Genomic DNA, 18,601 nt, shown 5'->3' with positions numbered 1-18,601 from the left:
CCGCGAGCACCACGACGAGAAGCAGCACCATGTAGAAACTGCCCAGCACGTTGCTGAATCTGCCGTTGGTCTTCTCCCCCATGTAGTCGGGATCGTTGGCGATCATGAGGACCGGCAGGTAGGTGAGCGGCAGGGCCGCCGCCGACAAGCCCGGCGAGCGGCGTCGGCCGAGCCGACGGGATCACGTGCGCCGCCGCAGCAGGAGGTGGGCGAGGACGAGAAGGGGCACGAGCAACTCCGCCCAGGCGATCAGCAGCACGAGACCTTCATCCGTCGCAGCCGACTCACCTGCCGGAACGGCAAGCCTTTGGACGGGATGGAATGCGAGGCGCGGCGACGGCGTTGCCATCGAGGGTCCCGTACGGCGGCGGCGTGTGGCGGCGATCGGGATCAACTAAAATGGCTAGGCCGTGTCATGCGGCGGATGTGCGTCTCGCTTCGGTCCCGGGACGCGGACGACACCCCGACGAACCAGAGCGAGACTTCACTATGCCTATGAACACCCGCGACGACCTGCGGAACATCGCGATCATCGCGCACGTCGACCACGGCAAGACCACGCTGGTCGACGCCATGCTATGGCAGTCCGGCGCCTTCCGGGCCAACCAGGACGTCGACGAGCGGGTCATGGACTCCAACGACCTGGAGCGCGAGAAGGGGATCACGATCCTCGCGAAGAACACCGCGGTCAGGCACGGCGGCATGACCCTGAACATCATCGACACCCCCGGCCACGCCGACTTCGGCGGCGAGGTCGAGCGCGGCCTGTCGATGGTCGACGGCGTGGTGCTGCTGGTGGACGCCTCCGAGGGCCCGCTGCCGCAGACCCGCTTCGTGCTGCGCAAGGCGCTCTCCGCGAAGATGCCCGTGATCCTGTGCATCAACAAGGTGGACCGGCCGGACGCCCGCATCGCCGAGGTCGTCGACGAGGTGTACGAGCTGTTCATCGACCTCGACGCCACCGAGGAGCAGATCGACTTCCCGATCGTGTACGCCTCGGCCAAGGCCGGGCGGGCCTCGCTGGAGCGTCCCGCCGACGGCGGCATGCCGGACTCCTCCGACCTGGAGCCGCTGTTCGAGACGATCAAGAGCACGATCCCGGCGCCGGTGTACGACCCGTCCGCGCCGCTCCAGGCCCACGTCACCAACCTCGACGCCTCCAGCTACCTGGGCCGTATCGCGCTGTGCCGCGTCCACCAGGGCACGATCCGCAAGGGCCAGCAGGTCGCGTGGTGCCGCACCGACGGCACCGTGCAGCGCGTCAAGATCTCCGAGCTGCTGATGACCGAGGCGCTGGAGCGCAAGCCCGCCGAGGAGGCCGGGCCCGGCGACATCATCGCGATCGCCGGCATCCCGGACATCATGATCGGTGAGACGCTCGCCGACCCCGACGACCCGCGTCCGCTGCCGCTGATCACGGTCGACGAGCCGGCGATCTCCATGACGATCGGCACCAACACCAGCCCGCTGGTCGGCAAGGTCAAGGGCTCCAAGGTCACCGCCCGCCTCGTGAAGGACCGCCTCGACAAGGAGCTGGTCGGCAACGTCTCGCTGCGCGTGCTGCCCACCGAGACCCCGGACGCATGGGAGGTGCAGGGCCGCGGCGAGCTGGCCCTGGCGATCCTCGTGGAGCAGATGCGCCGCGAGGGCTACGAGCTGACGGTCGGCAAGCCGCAGGTCGTGACCAAGGTCGTCGACGGCAAGGTGCACGAGCCGGTCGAGCGCCTCACGGTCGACTGCCCGGAGGAGTACCTGGGCGCCGTCACCCAGCTCCTGGCCGTACGCAAGGGCCGCATGGAGCACATGACCAACCACGGCACCGGCTGGATCCGCATGGAGTTCCTGGTGCCGGCGCGCGGCCTGATCGGCTTCCGCACCGAGTTCCTCACCGAGACCCGCGGCACCGGCCTCGTGCACCACGTGTTCGAGACGTACGAGCCGTGGTTCGGCGAGCTGCGCACCCGCAACAACGGCTCGCTGGTGGCCGACCGTGCGGGTCAGGTCACCGCGTTCGCCATGCTCAACCTGCAGGAGCGCGGCACGCTGTTCGTCTCCCCCAGCACGGAGGTGTACGAGGGCATGATCGTCGGGGAGAACTCCCGCTCCGACGACATGGACGTGAACATCACCAAGGAGAAGAAGCTCACCAACATGCGCTCCTCCACCAGCGAGGAGACCGAGAAGCTGATCCCGCCGCGCGTCCTGTCCATGGAGCAGGCCCTGGAGTTCATCCGCGACGACGAGTGCGTGGAGATCACCCCGGAGACCGTGCGCATCCGCAAGGTCGTCCTCGACGCGGCCAGCCGGGGCCGCGCCGCCGCCCGCGCCAAGCGCGGCAACTGAGCTCCTTCACCCGAAAGGCTCCTTCACCCGCGCCCCCGCCGATTCGATCGGCGGGGGTTTCGGCTTTTCCGCCCGCCCGCACCGGCCCGTCCGGGTTCTACCGGGATGACAAGAGGACCGGCCTTTCGGCGACGGCGTCCCAGGGGGCGGGCGACTGGGCGCGGGGCTCTGACGGCAAGAGGCGGTAAACGGCGGGCACAGATGGCGTCGTGTGCCGCTCCCCGCCACGCCCGGCCGTGCTCTCCTGTCGCAGGCATCGAGTGTCTGAGGAGGAGCGACCATGCCCCGCACAACCCGTTTCGCCCTGGCCGCCGGGCTCGCCCTGGGATTCGCGGCCGCGGCCGCCCCGGCCGTGCCGGCGCTGTCCGCCGGGATGGCGGCGGCCTCCGCCGCGCAGACCCGCCCCGAGAAGTCGGCAGGTGAGTCGGCGACCGCCGTCATCAAGAACACCGCCGGGCGCGTCCTCGGCACCGTGCGGGTCGAGCGGTACGACGCGAAGAAGTCGAGGGTCAGCGTCAGCGTGCGGGGGCTCACTCCCGGCTTCCACGGCTTCCACGTCCACGCCGCCGGCATCTGCGACGCGCGCTCCGTCGACCGGGCGACGGGCAGCGCGTTCTCCAGCGCAGGGAGCCACCTCGGCCCCGGGGAGCACGGCGACGGAGCCGGGGACATGCCGCCGCTGCTCGTGGCCGCCGACGGCACCGCCTCCGCGTCCTTCGTGACCGACAGGTTCACCCTGGAGCAGTTGGACGACGCCAACGGGAGTGCGTTCGTGGTGCACGCCGGGCCGGACAACTTCGCGCACATCCCGGACAGGTACTTCCACCGACCCGACGCCACCGGCGCCACCGGCCCGGACGTGACCACGCGCAAGACCGGCGACGCCGGTGCCCGGATCGGCTGCGGGGTCGTCAAGGTCCGCGCCTGATCCGGGTCCGCCGCTCGTGGGGCCGCTCCGGACGCGCGGCGGGCGACGGGCGACGGGCGACGGGCCGGGGACGTGGTCAGGAGATGTGGCGGCGCAACCAGTCGACCAGCGGGACCAGCTCCCGCCAGGTCGAGCGGACCCGGTCGAGGGTCTCCGGGGTGTGCAGCCACAGCTCCGGCTCGAACCGCCGCCCGGCGTGCAGCGTCTTGTGCCGGAGGAGTTCGAGCCGGGGGTGGTCCTCCGGCGCGCCGCGGGGACGGGTCTTGAGCCGGTCGCCGCCGACCGTCAGATCATCGGGCAGGGCCGCGAGGATCTCCTCCAGCAGGGCCCCGGCGGTGTCGTCGTCCAGCGCCTCGCGGTAGCGGAGCACCTGGTCGCCCGGCATCCACCAGCCCGCCGCCACGTAGAGGCCGTCGGCGTCCACCTGCACGTAGTAGCCGACGCCCTCCACGCCCGCTCCGCAGTAGGCCCCCTGATGCGTCTTGTATGGCGACTTGTCCTTCGCGAACCGGACGTCGCGGTGCGGCCGGAAGATGTGGGCCGGTCCGAACTCCGGCTCCAGCTCGTCCATGAGCGCGAGCATCGGCGCCCGCACCCCGGACTCGTACAACTCCTTGTGGGCCGTCCAGTACGCCTTCGAATTGTCGGCGAGAAGGCCCTCGTAGAAAATGAGCGCCTCATCAGGGAACCCGCTGAAACCCATGCCACCCACCTTCGCACGCCCCACCGACAGTCCCGGGGTCGGGACCGCGCGGACGCGCTCAGCGCCGCCGTCTCGCCGTGCCGAAGATCGATCTGGTGATCTCCCGGCCGAGCGCGGTGGCGGCGGTGCGGGCCAGCGACCTGAGCTCCTTCGAGGCGAGCATCCCTTCGAGCGCCGACTGCCTGGGGGCCGGCGCCGGTCTCTCCTCGGGCCTCTCGACCGGCGCTTCCGGCTCGGGCTCCTGCTGCCGGGCCAGACGCGCGGCGAGGATCTCGTACGCCGACTGCCGGTCCACGGCCGTGCCGTACTTCGGCAGGAGCGGGGACGCGGCGATGATCCCCTGGACGACCGCCGGAGCGGAGGGCGCCATGAGCGACCGCGGCGCGCGCAGCCGCGTCCAGGCGACCGGCGTCGGGGCCCCCGTCTCGGACAGGACCGTGACGACCGCCTCCCCGATGCCGAGCTCGGTGAGCACCCGTTCGAGGTCGTAGGAGGAGGCGGGGAACGTCGAGACGGTCGCCTTCAGCGCCTTGGCGTCCTGCGGGGTGAAGGCGCGCAGCGCGTGCTGCACGCGCGCGCCGAGCTGGGCGAGGACGTCGGCCGGCACGTCCTTGGGCGTCTGGGTGACGAAGAAGACCCCGACCCCCTTCGACCGGATCAGCCGCACGGTCTGGGTGATCGACCTGAGGAACGCCTTGGACGCGTCCTCGAACAGCAGGTGCGCCTCGTCGAAGAAGAACACCAGCGACGGCTTGTCGGGGTCGCCCACCTCCGGCAGCGTTTCGAACAGGTCCGCGAGCAGCCACATCAGGAACGTGGAGAACAGCTGCGGACGATCCTGCACGGCGGGCAGCTCCAGGATGGAGATCACGCCGCGTCCGTCCGGCGTGGTCCGCAGCAGGTCGCGCACGTCGAACTCGGGCTCGCCGAAGAACGCCTCCGCCCCCTGGGCCTGGAAGTTCACCAGGGCGCGCAGGATCACCCCGGCGGTCGACGCCGACAGCCCGCCGATGCCGCTCAGCGCCTCCGGCGTCTCGGTCAGATAGCGGATGACGGCGATCAGGTCCTTGAGGTCCAGAAGCGGCAGCCCGTGCGTGTCGGCGAAGTAGAAGATCAGCCCGAGCGACGACTCCTGGGTCTCGTTGAGTTCGAGCACCCGCGACAGCAGCGTCGGCCCGAACGCGCTCATGGTGGCGCGCAGCGGGATCCCCTCCCCCACGCCGCCGAGGGAGAAGAACTCGGCAGCGCAGCCCTCCGGCGCCCAGTCCTGGCCCACGTCGGCGGCCCTGCGGGCGATCCGGTCGCCCGGCGTCCCCGGCGAGGCCAGGCCGGACAGGTCGCCTTTGACGTCCGCGAGGAACACCGGCACGCCTTGAGCGGCGAGCTGCTCGGCCATGAGCTGCAACGTCTTGGTCTTCCCCGTGCCGGTCGCCCCGGCCACCAGGCCGTGCCGGTTCATCATGCGCACCGGAATGCGGACGCGTTCGGAGGGATCGGCCGCGCCGTCCTCGCGTACGAGCGCGCCCAGCTCCAGCGCCGGCCCCTCGAAGTCGTAGCCCTTCACCGGTTCGTGTACTTCTTCCCGGGCGTGGGGCTGCCGAGCAGCTCCGAGACGGTCACGTACGTGAAGCCCTTGTGGTCGAGCTCGTCGAGCAGATGGGGCAGCGCCTGGACGGTGGTGGGGTGGATGTCGTGCATGAGCACGATGTCGCCCGGTTTGGCCGCGGCGCTGCGCTGCGCGATCACCGTGGGGTTGCGGTTGAGCCAGTCGAGGGTGTCGACGGCCCACAGGATCTGCGCGAGCCCCGTCTGCTTCGTCTCGTTGTCCACCGCCTGGTTCGTCGCGCCGTATGGCGGGCGCATGAGCCGCATCGTCACGCCGGTCACCTTCCGCACGGCCTCCTGGGTGCGGTCGAGCTCGCGGCGCAGGCCGTCGGGCGACAGCCCCGTCAGCGAGGCGTGGTCCCAGGAGTGGTTGCCGATCTCGTGGCCCTCGGAGGCCATCCGCCGGACGAAGTCCCGCGTCTCACCCGTGATCATCTGCCCGAGGATGAAGAACGTGGCCCGGGCGTGGTGGGCCGCGAGCAGGTCGAGGACGTGCCCGGTGTATTCGGCCGGACCGTCGTCGAACGTCAGCGCCACGCATTTGTGCTGCCTGCAGTCGACGTGCCGGGGCGGCGGGACCGCCGGCAGTCGTGGCGGGGCTCCGCGCTGCGTCCCCGCGAGCCGGAAGCGCAGCAGGTCGGCGTCGAAATGCCGCGGCGTGCCGAAGCGCGGATGCGGCGCCGCGGGCCCGGGCCGCTCCCCCGAGACCGGTACGGACCGCACCTGGGCACACCCGCCGAGCAGCAGCAACGACAGCAGAACGGATCTGATCCGCATACGACCCCCCGGAGCAGGCGGGGGGCCACGAACGCTACGGATAGCCTCCGGCCGCTCCCCCCCGCAGAACCTTTTCCAGCTCCTCCCACCAGGGCGGCACGTCCGCCTTGAGTTCGGCGTACCTGCGAGCCACCCGGATAGCGCATCCTGCCGGATCAGTACCCAGGTGCCGGCACTTCACGGCACCCTCGCGCCAACGGTAAAAGCCCTCACGGAAGGTCACGACCAGGCCTATCCAGACGGAGAGAGTAGCCTCGTCACCGATCTCGTAGGCGTCGGCCACCCCGAGCGCGGCGAGTTCCGCGCGAAGTTTTTCCACCGCGACTCGCGATTCACTCACCGGCCACCGCCCCCTGCACAGCAGACACGCACAAAAAGGGATGTACCCAACCTTGGAGCGCCGCTTGCGGATTCATTCTGTAATCATCGGCTACTGAGCGTCACCACGCAGCCCTTACTGGTCAGTCATGTGCGGGTTCTCCGACATCAGGAGGCTCACGGAGGTCGGGCGGCACTGTTACATCGGGCGGCTCCGGGGGCTCGGTGACCACCATCACGAACCGCAGGGGTTCGTCGTGCTCGTTGGCGTACCGGTGCGGCCGGTCGGCGCTGAACACGACGGCGTCGCCGGACCCCACGACGTGGCTCCTGCCGTACACGGTCAGCGTGAGCCGTCCCTCCAGGACGGTGAGCATCTCGCGGGTGCCGGCGGGGTGCGCGTCGCCGTCGTGGTGCTCGCCCGGCCCGAGCCGCCAGTCCCACAGCTCCAGGATCGCGGGCGCGTCCGTCCCCACGAGCAGGCGGGCCGACCCTCCCCCGGGATGCCGGAACGTCACCACCTCGGACTCGTGCACGACCCGGACGACCGGGGTGTCGGCGACCTCCACCAGCCGCGCGAGGGTCACGCCCAGCGCGTCGGCGATCCGGGTGAGCGTGTTGACGCTCGGGTTGGTGCGGCCCTGCTCGATCTGGATGAGCATGCCGCGGCTCACGTTCGACCTGGCCGCGAGCTCGTCGAGGGTCATCCCCCGGTGGGCCCGCTGGCCGCGTACGTTCGCGGCGATGGCCGCGGTGATCGTCGCAGGATCAGCCATAAGTACAGCCTAGTGATCTCCTACTACAATCCATTGCACTATTGAGGCAATCTCTTGGGGGATCTGTGACGGCGGTGGCCCTCGCTACGGCATGCGCGGTGATCTTCGGCACGGCCGACTTCTTCGGGGGTCTCGCCACCAGGCGGTCGAAGGTGCTGGCCGTCGTCGTGCTCTCCCAGCTCGGCGGCCTGCTGCTGGTCGCCGCCCTCCTCCCGGTGCTGCCTGGCCACCCGAGCATGGCCGCGCTGGCCTGGGGGATGGCCTCCGGAGTCGCCGGCGCCTTCGGCATCGTCCTGTTCTACCGCGGCCTGGCCACCGGGATGATGTCCGTGATCGCCCCGACCACGGCCACGACCGCGATGGCCGTCCCCGTGGTGTTCGGCCTCCTCACCGGTGACCGGCCCTCCGCCCTGGCGCTCGTGGGCGTCGCGCTCGGCCTGTTCGCCGTCCTGCTGGTCAGCCGCGAGCCGAACGGCGGAGCGAGCGGCTCGAAAGCGGGGCCGATCCTCGCCGCCCTGGTGTCGGGAGCGGGTTTCGGCGGGTTCTTCGTGCTGCTCAAGCTGGCCCCGGCCGACTCCGGCACGTGGCCCCTGCTGGGGGCGAGGATCGCGTCGATCACGCTGGTCGTGCTGCTGGCCCTCGCGACGCGCAGGAGCCTGCGCCCGGTGCCCGGCAGCCTCACGGTGACGATCACGGCCGGGGTGCTCGACATGGCCGCCAACGTGCTCTATCTCTTCGCGGCGCAGCGGGGGATGCTCACCCTGGTGGCCGTCCTGGTGTCGCTCTATCCGGCGAGCACGCTGCTGCTCGCGCGTTACGTCCTGGGCGAGCGGCTGAGCCCCGTGCAGATCACCGGCGTCGGGTTCGCACTCGGCGCGATCGCCCTCATCGCCGCCGCCTGAACGGCGCCCCGAAGCGCATCCCGCCCCCGAGGCGAGGTGTCGCACGCCCGGCGTCCGGGGGCCCGCAGGCGCGGGACTACGTCCCTGCGCTCCTCACGGGCCCGTCAGGCGCGGGTCAGGCCGCGCACACCTGCTCGGGGACGCGTACGACGCCCTCCTCGCGGGCGTAGTCCTCCAGCATCCCCCGGAGCTGGCGGCGGCCCCGGTGCAGCCTCGACATCACGGTGCCGATCGGGGTGCCCATCCGGTCGGCGATCTCCTTGTACGCGAAGCCCTCGACGTCGGCCAGGTAGACGGCCACCCGGAAGTCCTCCGGCAGGGCCCGCAGGGCGTTCATCACGACACTGTCCGGGATCTGGTCGAGCGCCTCGGTCTCGGCCGAGCGCAGCCCGGTCGACATGTGCGACTCGGCCGCCGCCAGCTGCCAGTCCTCGATCTCCTCGGCGGCCGACAGCTTGGGCGAGCGCTGCTTCTTCCGGTAGTCGTTGATGAAGTTGTTGGTGAGGATGCGGTGCAGCCACGCCTTGAGGTTCGTGCCCTCACGGAACTGGTGGTACGACGTGAACGCCTTCGCGACGGTCTCCTGGACCAGATCCTCGGCGTCGGCGGGGTTGCGCGTCAGACGCATGGCGGACGCGTAGAGCTGGCTCGTCACCGGCACGACCTCACGCTCGAACCATGCCTGCCGCTGCTCGTCGGTCGAGATCATCTCTTCCCCCTACGGAACTTCTCCCCCGTTACCCGTCCGGCCGGAACACATGCGAGGTCAGTCGTTCATCCTTGTGCCAAGGACATCGTGCCGATTGGGGCCTAAGCACGGTGTTAATTCGTCCGGCCTGGTCAGCGCCATCGCTGCAGAGACCAGGCCCGCGCGGCCAGGTCACGCGCAAGCCGAACAAGTCTCATTAGCGTAACACTGAAGCCTCAATCCAGAGTAAAATGTGGCAGATTTCACTGGCCGCCGACCGGCGAAGCGGGAAGCCGTAGAACGGCCTCCACTTTGGTGTTCATGCCGAGAAGCGTGCCAGAGTGGCGCCATGAACCACCTGGATCGGCACGATCCGGTCACGAGGGCCTGGGTGGCCGACGCCATCCAGGCCGTCGAGGCCGACGCCAACCGAAGCTGTGACACTCACCTGCATGTGTTCCCGCTCCCCTCGCACTGGGGTGTCGACCTCTATCTGAAAGACGAGTCGGTGCACCCGACCGGTTCACTCAAGCACCGTCTCGCCCGGTCGCTCTTTCTGTACGGCCTGGCGAACGGCTGGATCGGGCCCACCACCACGATCATCGAGGCGTCCAGCGGGTCCACCGCCGTGAGCGAGGCGTACTTCGCCCGGCTGCTCGGCCTGCCGTTCATCGCGGTGATCCCGGCGAGCACCTCGCCGGAGAAGCGGGAGATCATCGAGTTCTACGGCGGCAAGTGCCACCTGGTGGACGACCCGAGAGCGATCTACGACGAGTCGCACCGGCTCGCCGCCGAGACCGGCGGGCACTACATGGACCAGTTCACCTACGCCGAGCGGGCGACGGACTGGCGGGGCAACAACAACATCGCCGAGAGCATCTTCCAGCAGATGGCGCTCGAACGGCACCCGGAGCCCGCGTGGATCGTCGTCGGCGCGGGCACCGGCGGCACCTCGGCGACGATCGGCCGCTACATCCGCTACCGCCGCCACCAGACCCGGCTGTGCGTGGCCGATCCCGAGGGCTCGGCGTTCTATCCGTCCTGGGCCTCGGGCGAGGAGCACGGCGGCGCCGGATCGCGGATCGAGGGCATCGGCCGGCCGCGGGTCGAGCCTTCGTTCCTGCCGACGGTCATCGACCGGATGACCCAGGTGCCGGACGCCCTGTCGATCGCGGCCATGCACTGGGTCAGGGAGGTCACCCGCCGGGAGGTCGGCGGCTCGACCGGCACCAACATCGCGGCGGCGGTGCAGATCATCAGGGAGATGCGGCAGCGGGGCGAGCGCGGCAGCGTGGTCACGCTGATCTGCGACGGCGCCGAGCGCTACCGCGACACCTACGGCGACCCGCGCTGGCTGTCGGAGCAGGGCATCGACATCGACCCCCACCTCGAAGAGCTGCGCGCCTTCCTCAGAAGCTGACGACCGGTGGGCCGGGGGATCCCGGCCCACCTCCGTCTCCTGTCCGTCAGTCGCCGAGCAGCGCGTCGACGAAGACGTCGGGGTCGAACGGCGCGAGGTCGTCCGGCCCCTCGCCGAGGCCCACCAGCTTCACGGGCACGCCCAGCTCACGCTGGACCGAGATCACGATGCCGCCCTTGGCAGTGCCGTCCAGCTTGGTCAGCGCGATGCCGGTGACGTTGACCACCTCGGCGAAGACCTGCGCCTGGCGCATGCCGTTCTGCCCGGTGGTCGCGTCGAGGACGAGGAGCACCTCGTCCACCGCCGCCTTCTTCTCGATGACCCGCTTGACCTTGCCCAGCTCGTCCATGAGGCCGGTCTTGGTGTGCAGCCGTCCCGCGGTGTCGACGATGACGGTGTCCGCCTTGTCCTCGATGCCCTTGGCGACGGCGTCGAACGCCACGGACGCCGGGTCGCCGCCCTCCGGGCCGCGCACCACACCCGCGCCGACGCGGTCACCCCACGTCTGGAGCTGGTCGGTGGCCGCCGCGCGGAAGGTGTCGGCGGCGCCGAGCACGACCTTCCTGCCGTCGCCGACCAGGACCCGGGCGAGCTTGCCCGAGGTCGTGGTCTTGCCGGTGCCGTTGACGCCGACGACGAGGACGACGGCCGGCCGCTCCCCGTGCGGCTGGGTGTGCAGGGTCCGGTCGAGGTCCGGCGCGATCTGCGCGAGCAGTTCCTCGCGCAGCAGCTTGCGCACCTCCACGGGGGTGCGGGTGCCGAGCACCTTCACCTTCGTCCGCAGTTCCTCCACCATCGCACGGGTGGGGGCCACGCCGACGTCGGCCGTGATCAGAGTCTCCTCGATCTCGTCCCAGACCTCGTCGTCGAGCCGGTCCCGCGACAGCAGTTCGAGCAGGCCCCGGCCGAGGACGTTCTGCGAACGGGCGAGCCTGCCGCGCAGCCGCACCATCCGGCCGGCCGAGGGCGGCGGGACCTCGATCTCGGGAGCCTTGATCAGCTCTTCGATCGGAGGGGCGGGCGGCGGCAGTGTGGTCGTCGTGCCGCCGTCCTCTTCGCCCAGCCCCGTCTTCGCGGGCTCCTCCACAACGGGAGCCTTCGGCTCGGGCGGGGCCGGCGGGGCGGGCGGCAGGTCCTTCGCCTTCGGCCGGAACAGCAGCCACAGGCCACCCACCGCCAATATGGCGACGATGGCCACGATCACGATGATGCCGAGGTAACCGTCCACACCATGCAGTTTCCCAGATGACCCGCATTACTCCAGCCAGGGGCGACTTCCCTAGACCTTCTCGCGGAGGCGCTGGCTGACGACCTGGGTGACGCCGTCGCCGCGCATCGACACGCCGTACAGCGCGTCGGCGATCTCCATCGTGCGCTTCTGGTGCGTGATCACGATGAGCTGTGAAGTCTGTCTCAGTTCCTCGAACAGGGTGAGCAGCCGCTGCGTGTTGGTGTCGTCGAGCGCCGCCTCGACCTCGTCCATCACGTAGAACGGCGACGGACGCGCCTTGAAGATCGAGATGAGGAACGCGACGGCCGTCAGCGACCGCTCGCCGCCGGACAGCAGCGAGAGGCGCTTGACCTTCTTGCCCGGCGGCCGGGCCTCGACCTCGACCCCGGTGGTCAGCATGTCCTCGGGGTCGGTCAGCAGCAGGCGGCCCTCCCCGCCGGGGAAGACCCGCTGGAAGATCTGCCCGAACTCGCGGGCCACGTCCTCGTACGCCGCCGCGAAGACCTGCTCGACCCGGTCGTCGACCTCCTTGACCACGAGCAGCAGGTCGCGCCGGGTCTTCTTGAGGTCTTCGAGCTGGGAGGTGAGGAAGGCGTGCCGCTCCTCAAGGGCGGCGAACTCCTCCAGCGCCAGCGGGTTGACCTTGCCGAGCTGGGTCATCTGCCGGTCGGCCGTCCTGGCCCGCTTCTCCTGCTCCTCCCGGACGTACGGCACCGGCGGGTCGCCGGGCACCGGCACGCTCGGCCCGTATTCGGCGATGAGCGGTTCGAGCTCGATGCCGTACTCCTCCAGGGCACGCTGCTCCATCTGCTCCAGGCGCAGCCGCCGCTCCGTCCTGGCCATCTCGCTGCCGTGGACCCGGTTGACCAGGGCGTCCAGCTCGGAGCTGAGCTCCCGCACGCGCTGGCGCACCTGCTTGAGCTCGGCGTCGATCTGCCCGCGCGCCCGCTCGGCCTCGTCGCGCTCCTCGGCGGCCCGCGCGAGCGAGCCCTCCAGGGCGCTCAGGGCGGCACGGGCGCCGTCGGCCACCGCCGCCGCGATCTCCGCCTGCCTGCGGCGGCGTTCCCGGTCGGCCGCGGCCCTGGCGCGGTCCTGCCGCTCGCGCTGCGCCGCGCGCAGCAGGGCCTCGGCCCGGCCCGCGATGCCCCGCACCCGCTCCTCGGCCGTACGGACGGTCAGCCGGGCCTCCATCTCGGCCTGCCGGGTGACGCCGCAGGTGGCGGCCAGCTCGTCCCGGGTGTCGGTGGTCGGCTCCGCCTCCAGCTCGGCGGCGTACTCTGCCTCGGCGAGCTGCTCCTCCAGCTCCACCACCGCGGCCTGGGCCTGCTCGCGCGCCTCCTGGGCGTCCAGCACGGACCGGCTCAGCCGGGCCGCCTCGTCCTGGGCGGCCTTGACGGCGGCCTCCAGCCGGGCGAGCTGCTTGGCCGCCGCCGCGGCCCGCTGGTCGGCCTCCCGCTGCCTGCCGCGCAGGCGGTCGAGCCCGGCCTGCGCCGCGTTCAGCCCGTTCTGCGCGGCGTTGACGCCGCTCTGGGCGACGCTCACGCCGCTCTGCGCCTCCGCGACCCCCGCCTGAGCCGCCTCCAGCGCGAGCTGGAACTCCCGCTCGGCGGCCACGGCCTCGTCCAGCGCCTCCCCGTGCCGTTCGGCCTCGGCCCTGGCGGTGGCGAGATCGGCGGCGGCCTCGTCCAGGGCCGTGCGCATCTGCAGCAGCGAGGAACCGCCGCCCGAGCCGCCGTGCGCGGCGTGGACGCCGAGCAGGTCGCCGGACGTCGTGACGGCACGCAGCTCCGGCTGGGCGTCCACGACCTTGCGCGCGGTGAGCAGATCGGGCACCACGACCACGTCGGACAGCAGCGCCTCCACGGCGGGGCGGAACTCGTCCGGCACGGTCACCAGGTCGGCGGCCCATTCGGCGCCCGCGACCGGCACCTCCGGCCGCCCGCCTCCGCTCTGTCCACCGCGGCTCTGCCTGTCGCCCGCGATCAGCAGGGCGGCGCGGCCCGCGTCGGCCTCACACAGGTGCTCGACGGCCGCGACGGCGGCGGTGAGCGAGGCGACGGCCACCCCGTCCACGGCCAGCACGGCCGCGACGGCCGCCTCCGCCCCCGGGCGTACGGCGAGCAGCGTGGCGATCGGGCCGAGCACGCCGGGCAGCCCGGCGCCGAGCAGCGCGGCGGCCCCGTCCGCTCCCCCGGCCAGGCTCATCTCCAGCGCCTCGCACCGGGCCTGGAGAGCGGCGACCGCGCGCTGTGACTCCTGGTCGGCGGCCCGGGCCGTGCTCACGGCGGCCTTGGCGGCGGCCAGCGCGTCCCTGGGCGCGGCCAGGTCGGCCCGCGTCCGCTCGACGACGGCCTCGGCCTGCTCGGCCACGGCCCTGGCCTCCTCCACCGCGGCGCGGGCGAGGTCCACGCCCTCCTGCGCGGCCTCCAGCTCGGCCGCGAGCTCGGGGTCGGCCGGCGGCTCGTCGAGCGCCTGCGCGTCGAGCTCGTCCTGGGCCTGCTCCGCGCGCCGGGTGGCGTCCTCGACGGCCTTGGCGAGCCTGCCGATCTCGTCTCCGGCGGCCCTGGCCCGGCTCCTGGCCGACTCGACCTGGCCGCGGAGACGGGCGAGGGCCTCGCGGCGGTCGGCCGCGGCGCGGGAGGCGGCGGTCAGGCGCCGCTCCTCGGCGGCCAGGGCCTCCTCGGCCTCGGCGCGGACCTCGACGGCGGCCTCCAGGCGCTCGCGCGCCTCGTCCAGCTCCTCCGCCAGCACCCGCTCCTGCTCCCGCACCTCGGCGGCCTCGCGCTCCAGGTCTTCCGGGTCGCGCCCGCGCCGCTCGACGGACGCGGCGTCCGCGGCGTGCCGCCGCCGTTCGGCCGCGAGGCTCTCCACGCCGCGCAGCCGCTCCCGCAGAGCCGAGAGGCGGTAGAAGGTCTCCTGGGCGGCCTTGAGGCGCGGCTGGGCCTCGTTCTCGGCCGCCTCCAGCTCGGCCTCCCGCCGCTGGCCCTCGGCCAGCTCCGCCTCCACCCGGGCGCGCCGCGCCTGTACGGCCGCCTCGTCGGCCTCCTCCCGCTGCAGCGTGTCGCGGAGGGTGATCACGTCGTCGGCGAGCAGGCGCAGCCGCGCGTCACGCAGATCGGCCTGGATGACGGCCGCCTTGCGGGCGATCTCGGCCTGCCGGCCCAGCGGTTTGAGCTGGCGGCGCAGCTCGGCGACGAGGTCCTGGACGCGGGTCAGGTTGGCCTGCATCGCATCGAGCTTGCGGAGCGCCTTCTCCTTGCGCTTGCGGTGCTTGAGTACGCCCGCGGCCTCCTCGATGAAGGCACGGCGCTCCTCGGGCCCCGCGTGCAGCACCTGGTCGAGCTGGCCCTGGCCGACGATGACGTGCATCTCCCGGCCGATGCCGGAGTCGGACAGCAGCTCCTGGATGTCGAGCAGGCGGCAGGTGTCGCCGTTGATGGCGTACTCGCTCTGGCCGGACCGGAACATCAGCCGGCTGATCGTCACCTCGGTGTAGTCGATCGGGAGCGCGCCGTCGCTGTTGTCGATCGTCAGAGTGACCTCGGCGCGGCCGAGCGGCGGCCGGCTGGAGGTGCCCGCGAAGATGACGTCCTCCATCTTGCCGCCGCGCAGCGACTTGGCGCTGTGCTCGCCCATCACCCACGCGAGGGCGTCCACGACGTTGGACTTGCCGGAGCCGTTGGGGCCCACCACGGCGGTGATGCCCGGCTCGAAGCGGAGGGTGGTGGCCGAGGCGAAGGACTTGAAGCCCCGTAAGGTGAGCGTCTTCAGATACACGTCCGCCCCCCTCGGTGCCGCCCGGCGTTTGGGGGGAAAGACTACAGCTCCCAGGGGCCGGGTACGCGGGGATAGGCACCGGCGGCCCGCCTGGGGAATGAAGAGGGATACGACAAGCCGGACGGTTCGCCCATCCCGCCCTCGGCTCGTTATTTACGATCAGTTAGCCGGCGAATCAATTGCCGCGGAACGCCGGTGGAAATGGCAAGGGACGCCTTTGCGGGGCGTCCCTACAATCCTTTCCCGTTTCCTGCCGGTCCTCAGGTGAGAGCCGGCTCGCGATCCTGCAGCCGGACCAGGGCCTCGTCACGAGTTTGCGCTTCGAGCGCGTCGTTCTGGGCCTGGAGCCGGGTGAGTTCTGCCTCGAGGTCGCGGATGCGCTGCTGGAGGCGGCGCATTTCCGAGATCATTCGAGGGTCAGGACCGCCGACGTGGCCGAGTAGAGCCTTCGCCATAGTAAAGGGTCCTCCACGCTGAGTGACCAGACTGGTTCGCGCACTTCATGCCGCGGGAGGGGTGCGCGTGGTTCCTCTCAAGAGTCGCACCGGCAATGGAGACGGTCAAGTTGAACGCTCCGCACAGACGTGCCGGTGGGCACTCTCGCTAGATAAATATACCGGATTTGAGGGGTTTGAGGGAAGCCCTACCTCTCCACAAACCCGGCGATACCTCTCTTCGCATCGCTCCAGCGCTCGACCACCCCCTCAACGTGGCCGGGCGTGTCTCCGGTGCGTAACAACGACAGGAGCCTCTCGCACGACTCCTTCGGGCCCTCGGCGACGACCTCGACCCTCCCGTCGGCCAGGTTCGAAGCCCACCCGACGAGCCCGAGCTCAAGTGCGCGGGCCCGGGTCCACCAGCGGAACCCCACACCCTGCACCCGTCCCCGGACCCATGCCGTCAACCGAACCACGCCTACAAGTATCCAGATCGACTCCGGCCGCCACAGGCGGGGGTCTACGGACGGGCGTTCCCCGGGCGGGGCTGGCACTTCGGGCAGCTGTAGGAGGACCTGTTCATGAACGCCTCCCGCCGGATCGGCGTCCCGCAGCGGCGGCAGGGCTCGTCCCGCCTGCCGTAGACCGCGAGCGAGCGGTCGAAGTAGCCGCTCTCGCCGTTCACGTTCACGTACAGGCTGTCGAAGGAGGTGCCGCCCTGCCCCAGCGCCTCGGCCATGACCGCGCGGACCGCCGCAAGCAGTTCGGCGATCTTCGGCCGGGTCAGCGTCTCCGTCGGCCGCGCCCAGTGCAGGCGCGCGCGCCACAACGCCTCGTCCGCGTAGATGTTGCCCACCCCGCTGATCAGCGACTGGTCGAGCAGCGCCCGCTTGATCCCCGTACGGCGCAGCCGCAGCCGTACGGCGAACTCCGCGTCGTCGAAGGCGTCCTCCAGCGGGTCGGCGGCGATGTGCGCGATCGGCTCGGGCACGGGCCGCCCCCGTCCGGCGGTCATGGGCGCCACCAGGAGGTGTCCGAAGGTGCGCTGGTCGACGAAGCGTAACTCCAGGCCGCCGTCGGTGAAGCCCATGCGCACGCGCAGATGTTTCTCGATGGGCGACAACGGGTCCACGACGAGAAGCTGGCCGCTCATGCCGAGGTGGGCGATCAGCGCCTCGCCGGGCTCCTCCTCGCCGCCGTCCCGCAGGGGCAGCCACAGGTACTTGCCGCGCCGCTCGGCCGACACCAGCGTGCGGCCCTTGAGCTGGGCGGGCAGGTCGCCGACGTTGCGGCGGACCGCCCGGGGGTGCAGGACCTCGGCCGCGGCCACCGCCCGGCCGGCGACCCAGCTTTCCAGGCCCCTGCGGACGACCTCGACCTCGGGCAGTTCGGGCATGCGCCGTCTCCCGGGCTCAGGCGTGCACGGGGCCGGCGCCCTCGCGGGCGTCGCGCAGCGCGCGGATCGCGGTCCAGGCCGCCTCGGCCGCCTGCTGCTCGGCCTCCTTCTTGCTGCGCCCTGAGCCCTTCCCGTACTCCTTGCCGCCCACCCGCACGATGGCGGAGAACGACTTGGCGTGGTCGGGACCGCTCTCGTCCACGTGGTACTCCGGCACGCCGAGCATCTCGGCCGCGGTGAGCTCCTGCAGGGACGTCTTCCAGTCGAGCCCGGCGCCGAGCGACGCCGACCGCGTGATGAGCGGGTCGAACAGCAGGTGGACGACGCGGAACGCCTCGTCGAGGCCCTTGTCGACGTAGACCGTGCCGATCAGGGCCTCCAGCGTGTCGGCCAGGATGGACGACTTGTCCCGGCCGCCCGTGCCCTCCTCGCCGCGGCCGAGCCGCAGGTACTTGCCGAGGTCGAGCGTCCTGGCGACGTCCGCGAGCGCCCGCATGTTGACCACGGCGGCGCGCAGCTTGGCGAGCTGGCCCTCCGGCAGGTCCGGGTGGTTGCGGAACAACGTGTCCGTCACCACGAGACCCAGCACCGAGTCGCCCAGGAACTCCAGGCGCTCGTTCGTCGGCAGCCCGCCGTTCTCGTACGCGTAAGAGCGGTGCGTCAGCGCCCGCTCCAGGATGCCGGTGCTGAGCCTGACGTCCAGCGTTTGGTACAGCTCGTCTCTGGCGACCTCGACGGGCACGGGCTTTACAGACGGCGCGGCCATGAAATCCTCCCAACTCCTAGTGCAGGCAGGGCCGTGCACGGGAGGCAGATGGGCCGGCCGAAGGCCCGAAGGCGTGGTGGACGCCGGTCCGCCGGGAGCCGATGGCCCCGGCGTCCACCACGACCGCGGGCGTGCATGTCGGTGCGTACCGTCCAACCGCCACCGCACGTTCCTGTGAAGCACGGTAACGCCGACCGGCTCGCCTTGACGATCCGGCCGGCGTCCCGACGGCTACGCGCGGCCCAGATGGCGCCTCGCTACGTCGTCGTCGCCCGTAGCTCCGCTACGGGCTCCTCCTCCGCCTTGCGATGCATCCATCTGGATCCGCGCTCGTGAGGCAGCTCTACGCGCGATCAGGCCGACGGCTCGACGACCTGACGGCGGTTGTAGGTGCCGCAGGTCGGGCACGCCACGTGCGGGCGCTTGGGCGAGCGGCACTGCGGGCAGCTCACGAGTGCGACCGCCGCCGCCTTCCACTGGGACCTGCGGGCGCGGGTGTTGCTCCGCGACATCTTCCGCTTGGGGACGGCCACG

The 18,601-nt window shown here is 71.3% G+C and carries 17 protein-coding genes; 4 read left to right on the top strand and 13 right to left on the bottom strand.

The window, feature by feature from the left end:
• The first annotated feature begins 489 nt into the window (after positions 1-489).
• Both typA and ACQEVJ_RS07290 read left to right on the top strand, forming a co-directional pair.
• Complete coding sequence (typA, locus tag ACQEVJ_RS07295) at positions 490-2,343, top strand: translational GTPase TypA (RefSeq protein WP_433098443.1); 1,854 nt, start codon at positions 490-492, stop codon at positions 2,341-2,343.
• Positions 2,344-2,623: 280 nt separating this feature from the next.
• Complete coding sequence (locus ACQEVJ_RS07290) at positions 2,624-3,271, top strand: superoxide dismutase family protein (RefSeq protein ID WP_433098441.1); 648 nt, start codon at positions 2,624-2,626, stop codon at positions 3,269-3,271.
• Between the two features lie 76 nt (positions 3,272-3,347).
• Here ACQEVJ_RS07290 and ACQEVJ_RS07285 read toward each other — a convergent pair whose 3' ends face one another.
• The 5 genes from ACQEVJ_RS07285 to ACQEVJ_RS07265 all read right to left on the bottom strand — a co-directional run bounded on the left by ACQEVJ_RS07285 (position 3,348) and on the right by ACQEVJ_RS07265 (position 7,450).
• Positions 3,348-3,974 carry a DUF2461 domain-containing protein gene (locus tag ACQEVJ_RS07285; RefSeq protein WP_433098439.1) on the bottom strand — a complete coding sequence of 209 codons (627 nt, stop codon included), beginning with the start codon at positions 3,972-3,974 and terminating at the stop codon, positions 3,348-3,350.
• 58 nt (positions 3,975-4,032) lie between these two features.
• On the bottom strand, positions 4,033-5,538 hold the full coding sequence (locus tag ACQEVJ_RS07280; protein ID WP_433098437.1) for a helicase HerA-like domain-containing protein: 1,506 nt from the start codon (positions 5,536-5,538) through the stop codon (positions 4,033-4,035).
• Positions 5,535-6,356: a polysaccharide deacetylase family protein gene (locus ACQEVJ_RS07275; protein ID WP_433098435.1), complete on the bottom strand. Its 822-nt coding sequence runs from the start codon at positions 6,354-6,356 to the stop codon at positions 5,535-5,537. The genes ACQEVJ_RS07280 and ACQEVJ_RS07275 overlap by 4 nt, the downstream gene beginning before the upstream one ends.
• Before the next feature lie 34 nt (positions 6,357-6,390).
• Positions 6,391-6,696 (bottom strand): hypothetical protein, encoded by a 306-nt coding sequence (locus ACQEVJ_RS07270; RefSeq protein WP_079312678.1) that lies wholly within the window; start codon positions 6,694-6,696, stop codon positions 6,391-6,393.
• Between the two features lie 121 nt (positions 6,697-6,817).
• Positions 6,818-7,450 (bottom strand): helix-turn-helix domain-containing protein, encoded by a 633-nt coding sequence (locus ACQEVJ_RS07265; protein WP_433098432.1) that lies wholly within the window; start codon positions 7,448-7,450, stop codon positions 6,818-6,820.
• 98 nt (positions 7,451-7,548) lie between these two features.
• Here ACQEVJ_RS07265 and ACQEVJ_RS07260 point away from each other — a divergent pair, with 98 nt between their 5' ends.
• Entirely contained in the window at positions 7,549-8,352 is an 804-nt protein-coding gene (locus ACQEVJ_RS07260; protein ID WP_433098430.1) for an EamA family transporter, read from the top strand.
• Between the two features lie 115 nt (positions 8,353-8,467).
• Here the strand turns inward: ACQEVJ_RS07260 and ACQEVJ_RS07255 are convergent, their stop codons facing one another.
• The gene (locus tag ACQEVJ_RS07255) at positions 8,468-9,061 is read right to left on the bottom strand and encodes a sigma-70 family RNA polymerase sigma factor (RefSeq protein ID WP_079312684.1); all 594 of its coding nucleotides are present in this window, start codon (positions 9,059-9,061) and stop codon (positions 8,468-8,470) included.
• 328 nt (positions 9,062-9,389) lie between these two features.
• Here ACQEVJ_RS07255 and ACQEVJ_RS07250 point away from each other — a divergent pair, with 328 nt between their 5' ends.
• Entirely contained in the window at positions 9,390-10,460 is a 1,071-nt protein-coding gene (locus ACQEVJ_RS07250; protein ID WP_433098428.1) for a PLP-dependent cysteine synthase family protein, read from the top strand.
• A 46-nt stretch (positions 10,461-10,506) separates the two neighbouring features.
• Here ACQEVJ_RS07250 and ftsY read toward each other — a convergent pair whose 3' ends face one another.
• The 7 genes from ftsY to rpmF form a co-directional block, all read right to left on the bottom strand.
• Positions 10,507-11,688 carry a signal recognition particle-docking protein FtsY gene (ftsY, locus tag ACQEVJ_RS07245; protein ID WP_433098426.1) on the bottom strand — a complete coding sequence of 394 codons (1,182 nt, stop codon included), beginning with the start codon at positions 11,686-11,688 and terminating at the stop codon, positions 10,507-10,509.
• A gap of 51 nt (positions 11,689-11,739) precedes the next feature.
• A complete protein-coding gene (locus ACQEVJ_RS07240; RefSeq protein WP_433098424.1) occupies positions 11,740-15,468 on the bottom strand; it encodes a chromosome segregation SMC family protein in 3,729 nt (1,242 codons plus the stop codon).
• Between the two features lie 260 nt (positions 15,469-15,728).
• Positions 15,729-15,923, bottom strand: coding sequence for a hypothetical protein (locus tag ACQEVJ_RS07235; protein WP_433098422.1), 195 nt, complete (start codon positions 15,921-15,923; stop codon positions 15,729-15,731).
• Between the two features lie 188 nt (positions 15,924-16,111).
• Positions 16,112-16,381, bottom strand: coding sequence for an acylphosphatase (locus ACQEVJ_RS07230; RefSeq protein WP_433098420.1), 270 nt, complete (start codon positions 16,379-16,381; stop codon positions 16,112-16,114).
• Positions 16,382-16,425: 44 nt separating this feature from the next.
• A complete protein-coding gene (gene mutM / locus ACQEVJ_RS07225) occupies positions 16,426-17,301 on the bottom strand; it encodes a bifunctional DNA-formamidopyrimidine glycosylase/DNA-(apurinic or apyrimidinic site) lyase (RefSeq protein WP_433098418.1) in 876 nt (291 codons plus the stop codon).
• A gap of 16 nt (positions 17,302-17,317) precedes the next feature.
• Positions 17,318-18,067, bottom strand: a complete 750-nt coding sequence (gene rnc, locus ACQEVJ_RS07220) for a ribonuclease III (protein ID WP_433098416.1) — start codon at positions 18,065-18,067, stop codon at positions 17,318-17,320.
• Between the two features lie 353 nt (positions 18,068-18,420).
• Positions 18,421-18,600 carry a 50S ribosomal protein L32 gene (gene rpmF / locus ACQEVJ_RS07215; protein WP_030506036.1) on the bottom strand — a complete coding sequence of 60 codons (180 nt, stop codon included), beginning with the start codon at positions 18,598-18,600 and terminating at the stop codon, positions 18,421-18,423.
• Position 18,601: the final 1 nt, after the last annotated feature.

Source organism: Microbispora sp. CA-102843, assembly GCF_050936215.1.
GTDB lineage: Bacteria > Actinomycetota > Actinomycetes > Streptosporangiales > Streptosporangiaceae > Microbispora.
Note: the sequence above shows the minus strand (reverse complement) of the source record. Positions and strands in the feature narration are given on the sequence as shown.

Coding starts and splice junctions, on each gene's coding strand:
- ACQEVJ_RS07250 (WP_433098428.1), top strand. CDS start 9,390: ATGAACCACCTGGATCGGCACGATCCGGTCACGAGGGCCTGGGTGGCC.
- typA (WP_433098443.1), top strand. CDS start 490: ATGCCTATGAACACCCGCGACGACCTGCGGAACATCGCGATCATCGCG.
- mutM (WP_433098418.1), bottom strand. CDS start 17,301: ATGCCCGAACTGCCCGAGGTCGAGGTCGTCCGCAGGGGCCTGGAAAGC.
- ACQEVJ_RS07275 (WP_433098435.1), bottom strand. CDS start 6,356: ATGCGGATCAGATCCGTTCTGCTGTCGTTGCTGCTGCTCGGCGGGTGT.
- ACQEVJ_RS07235 (WP_433098422.1), bottom strand. CDS start 15,923: ATGGCGAAGGCTCTACTCGGCCACGTCGGCGGTCCTGACCCTCGAATG.
- ACQEVJ_RS07265 (WP_433098432.1), bottom strand. CDS start 7,450: ATGGCTGATCCTGCGACGATCACCGCGGCCATCGCCGCGAACGTACGC.
- rnc (WP_433098416.1), bottom strand. CDS start 18,067: ATGGCCGCGCCGTCTGTAAAGCCCGTGCCCGTCGAGGTCGCCAGAGAC.
- ACQEVJ_RS07255 (WP_079312684.1), bottom strand. CDS start 9,061: ATGATCTCGACCGACGAGCAGCGGCAGGCATGGTTCGAGCGTGAGGTC.
- ACQEVJ_RS07285 (WP_433098439.1), bottom strand. CDS start 3,974: ATGGGTTTCAGCGGGTTCCCTGATGAGGCGCTCATTTTCTACGAGGGC.
- ACQEVJ_RS07290 (WP_433098441.1), top strand. CDS start 2,624: ATGCCCCGCACAACCCGTTTCGCCCTGGCCGCCGGGCTCGCCCTGGGA.